The organism is Amedibacillus sp. YH-ame6 (genome assembly GCF_053848845.1).
Window position 1 is genome coordinate 31750 of record NZ_JBSPEZ010000022.1, and the last position, 14782, is coordinate 46531.

The 14782-nt window shown below is 36.8% G+C and carries 17 protein-coding genes; 15 read left to right on the forward strand and 2 right to left on the reverse strand.

Translation table 11 applies throughout. The features are described from left to right. Positions 1 to 53: 53 nt before the first annotated feature. Both hflX and ACWG0P_RS12910 read right to left on the reverse strand, forming a co-directional pair. Positions 54 to 1307, reverse strand: coding sequence for a GTPase HflX (hflX, locus tag ACWG0P_RS12905; RefSeq protein WP_455802066.1), 1254 nt, complete (start codon positions 1305 to 1307; stop codon positions 54 to 56). A 448-nt stretch (positions 1308 to 1755) separates the two neighbouring features. After that, positions 1756 to 2313 (reverse strand): biotin transporter BioY, encoded by a 558-nt coding sequence (locus ACWG0P_RS12910; protein ID WP_455802067.1) that lies wholly within the window; start codon positions 2311 to 2313, stop codon positions 1756 to 1758. A 332-nt stretch (positions 2314 to 2645) separates the two neighbouring features. Between ACWG0P_RS12910 and ACWG0P_RS12915 the strand changes: the two genes are divergently transcribed. The 15 genes from ACWG0P_RS12915 to ACWG0P_RS12985 are packed head-to-tail and all read left to right on the forward strand — an operon-like array spanning position 2646 to position 14555. Beyond that, complete coding sequence (locus ACWG0P_RS12915; RefSeq protein WP_455802068.1) at positions 2646 to 2870, forward strand: acyl carrier protein; 225 nt, start codon at positions 2646 to 2648, stop codon at positions 2868 to 2870. Positions 2871 to 2925: 55 nt separating this feature from the next. Next, a complete protein-coding gene (accB, locus tag ACWG0P_RS12920; protein ID WP_455802069.1) occupies positions 2926 to 3381 on the forward strand; it encodes an acetyl-CoA carboxylase biotin carboxyl carrier protein in 456 nt (151 codons plus the stop codon). Then, positions 3374 to 4741 carry an acetyl-CoA carboxylase biotin carboxylase subunit gene (accC, locus tag ACWG0P_RS12925; protein ID WP_455802070.1) on the forward strand — a complete coding sequence of 456 codons (1368 nt, stop codon included), beginning with the start codon at positions 3374 to 3376 and terminating at the stop codon, positions 4739 to 4741. Before accB ends, accC begins: the two co-directional genes overlap by 8 nt. Next, positions 4725 to 5594: an acetyl-CoA carboxylase, carboxyltransferase subunit beta gene (gene accD / locus ACWG0P_RS12930; protein ID WP_455792887.1), complete on the forward strand. Its 870-nt coding sequence runs from the start codon at positions 4725 to 4727 to the stop codon at positions 5592 to 5594. The genes accC and accD overlap by 17 nt, the downstream gene beginning before the upstream one ends. Beyond that, entirely contained in the window at positions 5591 to 6526 is a 936-nt protein-coding gene (locus ACWG0P_RS12935) for an acetyl-CoA carboxylase carboxyltransferase subunit alpha (RefSeq protein ID WP_455802071.1), read from the forward strand. Before accD ends, ACWG0P_RS12935 begins: the two co-directional genes overlap by 4 nt. After that, entirely contained in the window at positions 6483 to 7487 is a 1005-nt protein-coding gene (locus ACWG0P_RS12940) for a beta-ketoacyl-ACP synthase III (RefSeq protein ID WP_455802072.1), read from the forward strand. Before ACWG0P_RS12935 ends, ACWG0P_RS12940 begins: the two co-directional genes overlap by 44 nt. A gap of 13 nt (positions 7488 to 7500) precedes the next feature. Further along, a complete protein-coding gene (locus ACWG0P_RS12945; RefSeq protein WP_455802073.1) occupies positions 7501 to 8454 on the forward strand; it encodes a DUF561 domain-containing protein in 954 nt (317 codons plus the stop codon). Then, the gene (locus tag ACWG0P_RS12950; protein ID WP_455802074.1) at positions 8444 to 9499 is read left to right on the forward strand and encodes an NAD(P)H-dependent flavin oxidoreductase; all 1056 of its coding nucleotides are present in this window, start codon (positions 8444 to 8446) and stop codon (positions 9497 to 9499) included. Before ACWG0P_RS12945 ends, ACWG0P_RS12950 begins: the two co-directional genes overlap by 11 nt. Before the next feature lie 10 nt (positions 9500 to 9509). Then, positions 9510 to 10436 (forward strand): ACP S-malonyltransferase, encoded by a 927-nt coding sequence (gene fabD / locus ACWG0P_RS12955; protein WP_455802075.1) that lies wholly within the window; start codon positions 9510 to 9512, stop codon positions 10434 to 10436. Positions 10437 to 10441: 5 nt separating this feature from the next. Next, positions 10442 to 11173, forward strand: coding sequence for a 3-oxoacyl-[acyl-carrier-protein] reductase (gene fabG, locus ACWG0P_RS12960; protein ID WP_455792878.1), 732 nt, complete (start codon positions 10442 to 10444; stop codon positions 11171 to 11173). 1 nt (position 11174) lies between these two features. Further along, on the forward strand, positions 11175 to 12413 hold the full coding sequence (gene fabF, locus ACWG0P_RS12965) for a beta-ketoacyl-ACP synthase II (RefSeq protein ID WP_455802076.1): 1239 nt from the start codon (positions 11175 to 11177) through the stop codon (positions 12411 to 12413). Positions 12414 to 12416: 3 nt separating this feature from the next. Next, positions 12417 to 12845 carry a 3-hydroxyacyl-ACP dehydratase FabZ gene (fabZ, locus tag ACWG0P_RS12970; protein ID WP_455802077.1) on the forward strand — a complete coding sequence of 143 codons (429 nt, stop codon included), beginning with the start codon at positions 12417 to 12419 and terminating at the stop codon, positions 12843 to 12845. Further along, a complete protein-coding gene (locus ACWG0P_RS12975) occupies positions 12835 to 13500 on the forward strand; it encodes a biotin--[acetyl-CoA-carboxylase] ligase (RefSeq protein ID WP_455802078.1) in 666 nt (221 codons plus the stop codon). Before fabZ ends, ACWG0P_RS12975 begins: the two co-directional genes overlap by 11 nt. Before the next feature lie 12 nt (positions 13501 to 13512). After that, positions 13513 to 13854: a holo-ACP synthase gene (acpS, locus tag ACWG0P_RS12980; RefSeq protein ID WP_455792871.1), complete on the forward strand. Its 342-nt coding sequence runs from the start codon at positions 13513 to 13515 to the stop codon at positions 13852 to 13854. Positions 13855 to 13859: 5 nt separating this feature from the next. After that, on the forward strand, positions 13860 to 14555 hold the full coding sequence (locus tag ACWG0P_RS12985; RefSeq protein WP_455802079.1) for a lysophospholipid acyltransferase family protein: 696 nt from the start codon (positions 13860 to 13862) through the stop codon (positions 14553 to 14555). Positions 14556 to 14782: the final 227 nt, after the last annotated feature.

Genomic DNA, 14782 nt, shown 5'->3' on the forward strand with positions numbered 1-14782 from the left:
TTATTAAATTAGGAAGCATTCTACATTAGATATAAGAAAAAAGAGAGTCGAATTTAGGACTCTCTTTCATTTGGATGAAAGACATAATTTTCATATGTTTTAAGAAGGGTTTCATCAAGTTCCACTTCAATATGCATGCCATCTTCTTGATCCTCTCTATTTATAATATATGCATTTTCTTGTAGGTGAGAATACATAGCACTTTTTTCGTAAGGGATACATAAGGAGACTTTTGTTGTTTGAGGGAAGATATGATGGCAGATAGTGTCTATTAGTACTTCAATGCTTTTATCATCTTTCGCACTGATGTGAAGTGAGTGTTCATCTGCATATGGGTACGCAATATCTACTTTATCGCATTGATTGTATACCGTAATCATTTCTATGCTACTAGCATGGATGCGCTCAAGTGTAGCTTTGGTAACTTCCATTTGCTTTGTCACATCCTCACTTGAAACATCAACAATCTGTAAAAGTAAATCCGCAAAGGTAACCTCTTCTAATGTAGAATGGAAGGCTTCAATAAGTTCATGTGGTAAATCACGAACGAATCCTACCGTATCACTTATTAAAAAGGAACGCCCATGAGGAAGGTCAATTCTACGAATGGAAGTATCTAAAGTTGCAAACAGCATATCTTTTTCTAATACTTTTTTTTCATCATCTTGACTCGTATAAGAAAGCAAGGCATTCATAATTGTCGATTTCCCAGCGTTTGTATAACCAACAAGGGAAACCAAAGGAAGTTGAGACTTCTGCCGTGCTTTACGTTGTGTCCCTCGTTGTGCTTTCAACTCTTTTAAATCACGTGTAGTTTGTGCTATACGTGATTTGATTCTTCTTCGATCAAGTTCTAATTGTTTTTCTCCAGCACCTTTGTTTTTACCACTTGCACTTTGTCTACCAAGTTGAGTATTTGCTCCAACTAACCTAGGCAGTTGCTTTTTTAATTGTGCACTTTCAATTTGTAATCGAGCAGTTGGAGACATTGCACGTCTAGAAAATATTTCTAGAATCAAGTCACTACGATCCATAACGGTTACATTCCAATATTCTTCTAAATTTCGTATTTGCATCGGGCTTAAGTTTCTATGGAAAAGTACAATGTTAATTTCATGTTCTTGTAAATATTCAAGTATTTCTTCACATTTTCCTTTTCCTATTAAAGTTCTTAAATGAATCTGTTTTAAAAGCTGTGTAAAAGTCGCATCAACTTCCATATCACAAGCTGCTACGAGTTCCAAAAATTCATTTGTTTCTTCTTCCTTAATTTCATAATCGGCAAATACAACAATAATTTTTTCCATAAGACACATCCTTACTTTCTTATTATGGCAAGTTCTTTCTTAATTATATAGGAAAATGAAGGAGAACAGAAGAGAAATAAATCATGTGTGAAAATGTAAAATAAAAAAATAATTTAGGAATTCTAGATACGTACTCGTATATACATATCGGAGGTGTGTTTATGCACAGAGGAAACGTACTAGACAAGGAGAGGGAATATGCCAGAATTATGTATTTGTATCTTATATTGCTGGTTGTCATACCTTTCTTACAGTGAAATCGTAAGTAGGGGACAATCGCTTTAAGAAAACCTACATAGGCACAAAACTCTTCGTGATTTAGCACCTCTAAAACAAAAAGGGAATGAGTCGGACCTCATTCCCTTTCCTGTCCATAGACAGTCTTGTGATTTAGCAAATACATTATAATATGTACTTATCTAAAACACAATATCATTTATAGTATAGTTTATGCAGAATGTAACATGCGTTCTACAACTGGAATTTGTGCTAATCTTAATCCACATATACATCCAAGAGCAGTACTGATAGAATCACTAATTACAAATGGAGCTGCGCCAATGGAAATAATTCCAATGATGTCTTTTTCAACTCCCATATAGAAGTTTAAAATTCCGTACATGTATGCACAACCAATGAAATAAACAATTAAAATACCAAATAGGCAAACTGGTAATAATTGATAAAAGCTTTGGATGTGAAAACGAGTACGTAATATAGATATTGCACAAGCAGCAACTGGGAAGGATAATAAAAATCCAAAAGATGGCTGTAATACATAAGAAATACCACCACCAGAAGCAAATACAGGTAAGCCTAATAATCCCATAGTTAGGAATAAACCATAAGAAATAATAATATGTTTAGGACTTAGCAATACACCAGCTAGAATAAGAGAACATGTTTGTAAGGTTAATGGAATCAAACCTACCGGGATCACAACTTTAGATGAAATTACAAATAATATGGTAAAAAATGCACATAAAGTTAATTCTTTTGTTTTCATTTTGAATACCTCTTTTCGTTATACGCTAAGTATCATAAACGCTGTATGCATATCTGTCAATAAAAAGATTTGAAGTTCAAACTATAAAAGAATATGTGAAAATGTGTGAAAATATAAATTTGAACATCAAACTATTTACATTTGCAAATGTTCGTACTATAATACCGTTTGAATTTCAAAGTATTGAGATTCTTGGCTTAAAATGAAGTACTTAAAATAAATCAAGTTAGAGTACTAAAAAACCACATCTAGTTTTGAATACTAAAATACTTGACATTGTTTACTAGTAATGATAAGCTTGTATTGTTATGGAAGATAACAGGAGGAACATTATGTTTGAAAAAGTAAAAGAAGTATTAGTTGAAGCAATTAACGTCGATGGAGATATGATTACAATGGAAGCAAACCTGAAAGATGATTTAGGAATTGATTCCTTAGCGGCTGTAGAATTATCATTAGAACTGGAAACAGAATTCGATGTCCGCATTGAAGACGAAGAATTAGCAAAACTAGTTACAGTTGCTGATATCGTTACATTATTAGAAAGCAAAGCGTAAGCTTCATAAGGGCCAAGACATCTTGGCTTTTTTAAAATCCTTGGGAGGAACAAACATGAATACTGAAAATATAAAAGACATCATCAAAGTTTTTGAAGATAGCAAACTTGCGAAAATGGAACTTGAAATTGATGATATGAAAATAAAAATGGAAAAGGCAGTTGGGAATGCTCCAGTACAGGAATATATGATTCCTGCACCACAACCAATGCCTAGTGTTGCACAAACTCCAGTGGAAAGTGCGCCTGTGAAAGAAGAGATGAGTGGGTATTGGGTGAAAGCTCCAATCGTAGGAACGTTCTACAATTCACGTGCACAAGGGTCTGCTCCTTATATTGAAATTGGACAACACGTAAAAAAAGGAGATACACTTTGTATTATTGAAGCTATGAAAGTTATGAATGAAATTCATTCTCCAATGGATGGAATCATTCAAGAAATCTTAGTAACAAACGATGCGATGGTAGAATTTGATCAGGATTTAATCCGTATTGGTGAGGCACATGATTAAGCGATTATTGATTGCCAACCGTGGGGAAATCGCTGTACGTATCATTCGTACATGTAAAGAGATGGGAATTGAAACGGTTGCTGTTTATTCTACCGCAGATCATGAAAGCTTACATGTTCAACTTGCAGATTATGCAGTTTGTATTGGTGGACCTAAATCAAATGATTCTTATTTAAATATGAAGAATATTTTAAGTGCGGCTTGTATGACTGGTTGTGATGCGATTCATCCAGGATTTGGATTTTTGAGTGAGAACGCGAAGTTTGCTCGTCTTGTAATGCAATGCGGGCTTATTTTTGTTGGACCTAATCCAGATGTAATTGATCAAATGGGAGATAAGAACAATGCTCGTCAGAAAATGATGGAAGCTAAGGTTCCTGTTATTCCTGGTTCTAAAGACATCTTACAAAGCGTTGAAGAAGCGAAGAACATGGCGGAGTCTATTGGGTTCCCTGTACTGATTAAAGCTAGCAACGGTGGCGGTGGACGCGGTATGCGTAGAGTAGACGCTATTGAAGAGTTAGAGAATGCATACCAAAGTGCAAAAGCGGAAGCAAAAGCGAATTTTGGTGATGATGCAGTATATATGGAAAAGTTTATTATTGAACCAAAGCATGTGGAAGTACAATTGTTGGCAGATAAGCATGGAAATGTACTTCATTTATTTGAACGTGATTGTTCTTGTCAACGTAGAAATCAAAAATTATTAGAAGAAGCACCATGTCATATTTTACAAGATGAAATTCGACAACAATTGTTATCGGATGCTGTCAAAGCTTGTAAGAGTGTTGGTTATGATAGTGTAGGTACCATTGAGTTTTTATTAGATGCTCGTGGTCAATATTATTTTATGGAAATGAATACCCGTATTCAGGTAGAACATACCATATCAGAAGAAATTACAGGAATTGATTTAATCAAACAACAAATCCTTGTGGCACAAGGATCAAAACTGTCTTTTACACAAGAAGATATTATGAGTCGTGGACATGCGATTGAGTGTCGTATCAATGCAGAAAATATCAAATTGAATTTTGCACCTAGTCCTGGAGAAGTGAAATTTATCAATTTCCCAGGTGGAAGAAGAGTGCGTATTGAAAGTGCTGTATATAATGGCTATAAGATTCCTCCATATTACGATTCTATGATTGCGAAAGTAATCACGTATGCAGATACACGTTTGGAATGTATCAAGCGTATGCGTGTTGCATTAGAAGAATTATTAATTGAAGGCGTTGAAACAAATATCGAATTCCAATATTTATTACTCCATCATCCAACATTTGTCAGTGGCAAATACGACACTGGATTTATGGAAACCTTTATAAAGGAGCTGAAAGAGGATGGAACAATTATTTAATAACAGAAAGAGTCGTCTTGATCTTTTTAAGAAACGTAGAGTCATTGAATTTAAGGCTCCTATTGAAACACCTGAGAACATTTTTCATAGTTGCCCTGGGTGTAAAGAAAGTGTCTTATTTGAAGATTTGATGCATGATTTATATGTATGTCCAAATTGTGGATTTCATATGAAAATAACGGCACATGAAAGAATTCGTCAAATTATTGATGTGAATACGTTTGTAGAATTGGATAAACGTATGGTTTTAAAAGAAGAATCTAATTTTCCAGGATATGAAGAAAAATTAGATAAATTACAAAAAAGTACTGGATTATATGATGCAGTTGTATGTGGTACAGGTAAAATTGGTGGTAAAAAAGTAGCACTTGCGATTATGGATTCTAACTTCTTTATGGGAAGTATGGGACAAATTGTAGGAGAAAAGATTACGCGTTGTATTGAATATGCGACAAAGAAAAGATTGCCTTTGATTATCTTTACAACCAGTGGTGGTGCACGTATGCAGGAGGGGATTTTATCTCTTGTACAAATGGCAAAGACCAGTGCAGCACTTGCGAAGCATAAAGAAGAAGGACTTCTTTATATATCCTATTTAACACATCCAACAACGGGTGGAGTTTCCGCAAGTTTTGCGATGTTAGGTGATTTGATTTTAGCAGAGCCTCAATGTTTAGTTGGGTTTGCGGGAAAACGTGTAATTGAATCTACGGTAAATGAAAAACTACCTGATAATTTTCAAACCGCAGAGTTTATGTTAGAAAAAGGCTTTATCGATAAGATAGTGGAACGTAAGGATTCTAAGGAAACCTTATGCAAATTGATTACCTTCCACGAAAGGAGGGCATCATGAGTTTAAAAGAAAAAGAAGCACGTATTGTAGAACTTGAACATGCCCTAACACAACTTAGTGATGAAGATGTGTATCAAAAAGAAGCAATCGTGAAACAAATAGAAGAAATAAAAAAAGAAGCATATGAAAATTTAGATGCTTGGGATATTGTGTATTTGGCTCGTCATCCAAAACGTCCTAAAGCAAGTGATTATATAGAAGCGTTATTTCCAGATTTTATTGAATTGCATGGAGACCGTGCATTTGGTGATGATGGAGCATGTCAAGGTGGACTGGCTAGTTTTCATGGAATTGGAGTAACGGTACTTGCTCAAAGTAAAGGGAAAACGTTAGAAGAGAATATGAAACGTAACTTCGGGATGTTGAATCCAGAAGGGTATCGAAAAGCACTTCGTTTAGCAAAAGAAGCAGAACGTTTTCATCGTCCTATCATTACATTGGTAGATACTTCTGGGGCATATCCTGGAAAAGGTGCAGAAGAGCGTGGGCAGGCAGAAGCAATTGCCCAATGTCTTGAAGTGTTCTCCAACCTAAAAACACCTGTGATAGCAGTTGTGTTGAGTGAGGGAGGATCTGGAGGTGCTCTTGCATTCTCTGTTGCGGATAAAATCTTTATGTTAGAAAATGCTGTGTATTCTATTTTATCTCCAGAAGGCTTTGCGAGTATCTTATGGAAAGATGGAAGTCGTGCAGCTGAAGCTGCGGCAGTTATGGAACTTACTGCAGCAGATTTAAAACGTAAAGGAATTATCGATGAAATCATACATGAGCCTGTTGGAGGTGCACATGTTTGTTTAGAATATGTCATTGAACAGATGGATGAATTGTTATGGACAACGTTACAAGATTTAAATAAGAAAAAAGATAAAACCTTATTAAGTGAACGATATGAGAAATTCAGAAAGATGGGGACATCTTATGAAATCTTGTAAAATAAAAGGGTTTGGTTATGCGAAAGCAAATCGTAAAGTAACCAATGATGAACTATCTACCTACGTGGATACCAATCATGAATGGATTGAAAGTAGAACGGGAATTTGTTCTCGTTATGTGTCGGAAGAAGAAAATACAAGTGATTTAGGTACTCGTGCAGCAATCATGGCTTTGGAAAATTCAGGTGTTGATCGTAGCGAAGTGGATCTAATTATTTGTGCAACTTTTACTCCAGACTATACAACGCCTAGTGCAGCTTGTCTAATTCAAGAAAAGCTAGGGATGAATGAGCAACGTGTGATGGCATTTGATATCAATGCGGCTTGTTCTGGATTTCTTTATGCCTTAGAAGTAGGTCATTCTTTGATTGCCACAGGGCAGTCTAAGTGTGCATTAATTCTTGGGGCTGAAGTCATTAGTAAGCAATTAAATTGGAATGATCGTGGAACTTGTATCATCTTTGCGGATGGTGCAGGAGCTGCAGTATTACGTGAAGAAAATACGGATTGTCGTATGCTACACTTTGCGAGCAGTATGGGAGATAAGGAAGGTGTTATTCATAGCAGTGCACCGTTACCTAGACCATTATTTAGTGAACAACCATATGATCCTTCTTATGTACACATGGAAGGAAATGCAACCTTCCGCTTTGCGGTTAAGGCGATGCAAGAAAGTATGGAAGATGTGATGCAACAAGCTGGTGTTACTATGGCCGATATCGATTGGGTAGTACCACATCAAGCAAATAAAAGAATTATTACCAATGTATGTAAACGAATGGACATTGATATGGAAAAGGTATACATCAATATCAATGAATATGGAAATACATCCGCCGCTAGTATTCCTTTAGCACTTGGTGAAATGAGTGAAAAAGGAGTGCTTAAAGAAGGAATGAAAATCGTTCTAAGTGGTTTTGGTGCAGGATTTACTTGGGCTGGAGCCTATATAGAACTATAAGGAGACGTAAATTATGTTAATCAATGAAATTTTAGGAATTAAATATCCAATATTCCAGGGAGCGATGGCAAATATCGCTACGCCTGAATTTGCAGCATGTGTATCAAATTGTGGTGGTCTTGGAATTATTGCGACTGGTGCAATGGATGAACATCAAACAAGAGATGCCATCCGTCTTTGCAAGACTTTGACAGAGAAACCTTTTGGAGTAAATGTTATGATGATGAATCCACATACGGAAGAAATCATGAAGGTCATCGTTGATGAAAAAGTTGCAGTAGTAACGACAGGTGCAGGTAATCCTGGACCTTACATTCCTGCATTAAAGGAAAGTGGATGTAAAGTATTCCCAGTGGTTGCTAGTGTTGCTTTGGCTCGTCGTTTAGAACGTGCTGGAGTTGATGGAATCATTGCGGAAGGTGGAGAATCTGGTGGACACGTTGGGGAAACTACCACAATGTCTCTAGTTCCTCAAGTTATTGAGGCTGTTAACATTCCTGTAATCGCTGCTGGTGGTATCGCAAGTGGTGCGCAATTAAATGCGGCATTAAGCTTAGGTGCAATTGGTGTACAAGTAGGGACATGTTTATTAGTATCAACAGAATGTCCAATTCATGAAAACTATAAGAATGCTGTTATTAAGGCAAAAGATATGGATAGTGTAGTAACTGGAAGAAGTGCTGGTGCTCCTGTACGTATTCTAAAAAATCAAATGTCTATCCAATACTTAAAACTAGAACAAGAAAATGCACCACGTGATGAGATGGAAAAATTAACACTTGGTGGACTTCGTCGTGCAGTTTTTGACGGCGATATGAAAAACGGTTCTGTTATGATTGGTCAAGTAGCTGGTATGTGTAGAGAAGTTCGTCCGATGCAAGATATTTTAGATAATTTAATCAAAGAATCTCAAGAAGAAATCGTTTCTCTACAAAATAAAATCAAGGAACTTGTATATGAGAACTAAGATTTCACTAGGAACGAAAATATTAGAGAAACCAATTATACAAGGTGGTATGGGAGTTGGTGTATCTCTATCAGGTCTTGCAGGTGCGGTTATGAAAGAGGGTGCCATGGGAGTCATATCTGCGGCTCATCCAGGCTATCGTCGTGATGATTTTTGGGAAGATAGTGCCAGTGCAAACTGTGCAGCAATAAAAGAAGAAATTCGCAAAGCAAGAGAACTATCTAATGGGTCTGGTCTTTGTGGCGTAAATGTTATGGTTGCCTCTCACCATTATGAAGCATATGTAAAAGCTTCTATTGAAGGTGGCGCAGATGCGATTATTTCAGGAGCAGGAATGCCTATGGATTTACCTTCTATCGAAGGTAGTGAGAAGGTATTACTTGCGCCAATTATATCAAGTGCAAGAGCAGCTCGTTTAATTTTAAAGAGTTGGGATCGTCATTATCATCGTTGTCCTGATTTCATTGTCATTGAAGGCAGTGAAGCGGGGGGGCATTTAGGATTTAAAAAAGAGGATTTATTCAATGGGAATTGTCAAACATTAGATGAAATTCTTCCTGAAGTGCTTGAGGAAGTGAAGCCATATAGTGAATCCTATGGGAAAGATATTCCTGTGTTTGTAGCTGGGGGTATTTATACCAAAGAAGACATCGAACATTATCAGGCATTAGGAGCTGCGGGTGTACAAATGGCTACACGTTTTATCGCAACCTATGAATGTGATGCAGATGAAGCATTTAAACAAAAGATTATTCAAGCAAAGAAAGAAGATATTCAACTGGTAAAAAGTCCAGCAGGACTTCCAGGACGTGCTATATTAACGGATTTCATGAAGAAGAGTGAAGTTGCTCGTATTCCTTCCTCTCATTGTATTTTATGTATGAAACCATGTGTTCCATCGACCACACCATATTGTATTAGTGAAGCATTGATTCATTCCGTACAAGGGGATGTGGAGAATGGGCTTGTCTTTGCAGGTAGCAATGCATATCGTATTGATCGTATGATGAGTGTTCATGATTTAATTGAAGAATTGACGAAGTAGGAGGAAGTATATGAAAACAGCATTTTTATTCTCTGGACAGGGTGCACAATACCCAGGTATGGGAAAAGAATTATATGAAAATTATGCATCAGCAAAAGCAGTGTTCGATAGCATAAACGTAGATTTTGATTTGAAAAACCTTTGTTTTGAAGGTGAAGGTGATGTTTTAAACGATACACAATATACCCAAGCATGTATCTTTGCGGTAAGTATGGCAGCTGCACAAGTGTTGAAAGAACAAGGCATTGAAGCAGATGTTGCGGCAGGATTAAGTCTTGGTGAATATGGAGCTCTAAGTTATGGAGGCGTATTCTCAATTGAAGAGGGTGCACAAATCTTAAGGGAACGTGGAAAATTGATGGCCAATGCTTTGCCAGCTGGGACAAGTGCAATGAGTGCTGTTCTTATGTTGAATAAAGATTCCATCCTTCAAGCATGTGCTTCTGTAAAAGAAATCGGTATTTGTGAGATTGCCAACTATAACTGTCCTGGACAAATCGTTATTACAGGAGAAAAAGCCGCCGTTGAAGCATGTGGTAAAAAGTGTGAAGAATTAGGCGCAAGACGTGTGATTCCTTTACAAGTTTCTGGAGCCTTCCATTGTTCCTTGTTGAACGAAGCAGGAAAACAACTTCATGATGTTTTATCAAAATATGAATTAAAAAAAGCAAGCATTCCTGTATACAATAATATCTCTGGAAAAGTAGAAAATGGACCATTGATGGATGTATTAGCAAAACAAATTTGTAATTCCGTTATGTTGGAAGATACAATTATGAATATGTTAGCAGATGGGGTAGATACCTTTATCGAAGTAGGACCAGGAAAAGCCGTAAGTGGATTTGTAAAGAAATGTGCAAAGGGTGTAGATGTCAAAATCTTGCACGTAGAAGATATCGCAAGTTTAAACGAATGTGTGGATGCACTGAAAGGATAGAACAAATGGAACGTAAAACAGCATTTATCAGTGGAGCTAGCCGAGGAATCGGAGAAGCAATCGCCATTGTCTTATCAAAAGAATATAATGTCGTGATCAATTACGCAAGCAGTGAAGCTGGCGCAAAGGAAGTTCTTTCAAAACTGGATCCTGAAGGAAATCACAAGATGATAAAGTGTGATGTATCCAACAGTGATGAAGTGAAAACAATGATGGAAGAAATCCAAAAAGAATATGGTAGCATTGATGTTGTCGTAAACAATGCAGGTATTACCAAAGATAATTTATTATTACGTATGAGTGAAGAAGAATTTGATGATGTTATCCGTATCAACCTAAAAGGTACGTATAATTGTATTCGTCATGTAGCTCGTATCATGATGAAACAACGTAGTGGAAAAATTGTGAATATGGCAAGTGTTGTTGGGTTATGTGGCAACATGGGGCAAGTAAACTATGCAGCAAGTAAAGGTGGCGTTATTGCGATGACAAAATCAGTTGCGAAAGAGTTGGCTCCTCGCGGTATTAATGTAAATGCCGTAGCACCTGGATTTATTCAGACGGCTATGACAGACAAATTAAGTGAAGAAGTGCAGGCTGCAGCAAAGAGTACCATTCCAATGAATGCTTTTGGAACAGTAGAAGATGTAGCAAATGTAGTGAAGTTCTTGTGCAGTGATGATGCAAAATACATCACAGGACAAACAATAGCCGTTGATGGCGGGATGGTGATGTAGGATGAAAAGAAGAGTCGTTATTACTGGTATGGGTGTTGTTTCCCCAATTGGAAACAATGTTGAAGAAGTATGGACAAGTCTACAAAACAATAGTTGTGGAATTGGACCTATTACGCATTTTGATACGACAGACTTCCGTGCAAAACTTGCAGGTGAAGTGAAAGATTTAGATATGGAACAATACTTTACAAAACGTGATTTAAAATTTAATGATCGTTTTACGCAATTTGCGCGTATTGCGGGAAAACAAGCTTATGAAGATAGTGGATTAGTGGATGCTAATTTTGATCACAATCGTTTTGGTATTATCATTGGTTCTGGTATTGGTGGTATCTCTACAATTGAAGGTGCTAGTACAACGTTAAATGAACGTGGAGCAAGTCGTGTATCTCCATTCTTTATACCGATGGCGTTGATCAATTTGGCACCAGGAAGTGTAGCCATTGATTGTGAAGCACATGGAAATGTTTCTAGTGTTGTAACGGCTTGTGCGGCTGCGACAAATGCAATTGGAGAAGCTTTCCATAGAATTCGTGATGGATATGAAGATATCATTGCGGCAGGTGGAAGTGAAGCAGCAATTACGCCTGTAGCAATTGCTGGATTTGCCTCTATGCGTGCACTTCATGAAGGAGAAAATCCAAATCGTGCATCCATTCCATTTGATGCAAATCGTTCAGGATTTGTAATGGGAGAAGGTGCTGGTATCCTTATGTTAGAGGAACTGGAACATGCCTTAGCTCGTAAAGCACATATCTATGGTGAAGTTGTTGGTTATGGTTCCACTTGTGATGCGAATCATATCACTGCGCCATTAGCGGATGGAAGTAGTGCAGCGCGTGCAATGAAAGAAGCAATCTTTGATGCGGGTCTTACAACATCTGATATTGATTATATCAATGCTCATGGAACAAGTACTCCATTAAATGATGCAAGTGAAACCCTTGCGGTAAAAGTAGCCTTTGGTGAAGATGCAATGAAACCATATATTTCTTCAACAAAATCCATGAGTGGACATTTACTAGGGGCAAGTGGTGCACTTGAAGCTATCATTTCGACGCTATCTGTAAAGAATGGTTATGTACCAGCTTCTATTCATTATGAAGTTGCGGATGAAGCATGTGATTTAAACCTTGTTGTAAATAAAGGTATCTCAAAAGATATCAAAACAGCAATGTCAAACTCTCTTGGATTTGGCGGTCATAATGCGTCCATCATTATCAAGAAATGGGAGGATTAAACTATGATATACAATAGTAACGATATTCAAAAAATCATTCCACACCGTTATCCTTTCCTATTGGTGGATCGTATTGAATCCATTGAAGGTAATGTAGTGGTTGGGACAAAATGCATCAGTGCAAATGAAATGCAATTTTTAGGACATTTTCCTGAAAAACATATTATGCCAGGGGTATTGATGTTAGAGGCAATGGCACAAACCGTTGCGGTTATGTTGTTATCGAAAGAGGAAAACAAAGGAAAGATTGGATTATTTGCAGGTATCAATAAAGCACGTTTTAAACGTCAAGTGATTCCTGGAGATGTATTGCGTATGGAATGTGAAATCACCAATGAGCGTATGGGAATTGCCTTTGTAAAGGCAGTCGCAAGCGTGGAAGGTGAAATTGCAGTACAAGCGGAATTGATGTTTGCTATCGATGAAGCATAAGTTCCATATCCTTAAGTTTTCTACTTTGCCATCAACCAATGATTATGCAAAAGCAAACATGCATACTCTACAGGATAAAGATGTGATTTTATGCAACCAGCAAACAAAGGGAAGAGGTCGCTTTGATCGCATTTGGGAAAGTGGAAAAGATTTAACATTTACGATGGTATCACATAGCGCGGCGAGTCATTCACTCATCGCGCCATGTGCACTTATTGAGGCATTGAAACAATTTCAAATTCACGCATCTATCAAATGGCCTAACGATATCCTTGTGGATGAAAAAAAGGTTTGTGGTATTCTAATTGAAAATGTATTCCTTGGAAATGAACTTGCAGGAGAAGTCATCGGTATAGGAGTTAACTTAAGTCCAATTCCACTGCAACTACAAGAAAAAGCGACGTATCTCAATTTAGATAAGGATATCCTTTTAAATGAAATCCTTTTTCAATATGAAAGATTATCTGCCTTATCAACTAAAAATATACTAACAATATATCGCAAAGCGAACTATTTACAGGGTAGAAAAATACTACTAAATGATGTATTATGGTACGTAGAAGATATTAGTGAAGAAGGATACTTGGTACTTACCAATCAGGAAACAACCAAAGTGTTGAAGAGCGAAGAGGTAAGTCTTTCACATATATATTAGGGAGAATGCCATATGATGATTGGAATTGGGTGCGATATTGTAGAAATCAAACGAATTGCGAAGGCAATGGAAAAAGAAGGGTTCTTGCACATATTAACAAGTAATGAACTTGCACTTTTTCAACACTATAAAGGAAGTAGACGCGCGGAATGGTTAGCGGGGCGTTTCGCTGCGAAAGAAGCGATTTACAAAGCGATTCATAAAGAATATCCCTGTGTGATTTCAGATATTGAAATCCTATGTGATGAAGATGGAGCACCTGTTTGTACCTTTACAAACTGTGATGTTTCCATAAGCATTGCTCATGAACATGAGTACGCAATCGCATATGCAGTAGCGATATCAAAGGAGTAGATAAAATGTATTTGTTACGATGTTTAAAACTAATTTGGATTGTTCCAGGTGCTTGGATTGGTTCTGTTCTGATACGAAAGAAGCCAATGGATGAGCGTTATGCATATCTAGCACGTTGGGCAAAACGTTTGATGGATGCCTTTAAAATACAAGTTCAAATTCATCAAGAGGAAGAACTTCCAAGTGAAGGCCCTATTCTTTTTGTGGGAAATCACCAGAGTGAATTTGATATGTTGATTCAAATGTGTGCAATTAAACGTCCCTTCACCTTTATTTCTAAAGTAGAGAATGAAAAAACTCCCTTTGTTGGAAGTTGGTCAAAGACATTAGATGTACTCTTTTTTGATCGTAATGATCGCTCTAGTGGTATTCATATGCTAAGAGAAGCATCCCGTAGATTAAAGGATCATAAAGATTTGCTTATCTATCCAGAAGGTACAAGATCAAAAGGTAATCAAATGCACGAGATGCAAGCGGGAAGTTTACAACCTGCATTTATGTCCAAAGCATATATTGTACCAGTTGTATTAGAGAATTCTTATCAATATATAGATATCGCAAAGCATAAAGGAACATTCCATATTCATATTCTTCGTCCTATTCCATTTGAGGAATACAAACCTTTAAAAGCAGAAGGATTAATTTCAAAACTACAAAAGGAAATGCAAGATGTGTTGAATCGTAGTACACCTAGTAAATAAAGTGAGGACTTTTATTAGAAGGATAGAGCAAATCTATCTTTTTTTTGTAGGGTAAAGAATAAAAAATAAGAAGTTAGAATAGCAAATGGGAAAAATAGCAATTTAAGGTAAAGTGAAAATGTAAATTCCACAATAAGTATAGAAGAATTAGTACGTGGAATTTATTCTTACAAAAACTTCAATTCAGCTGAACAAGCAAGATTTGGAGTTTTTTTTATAGCCCATTT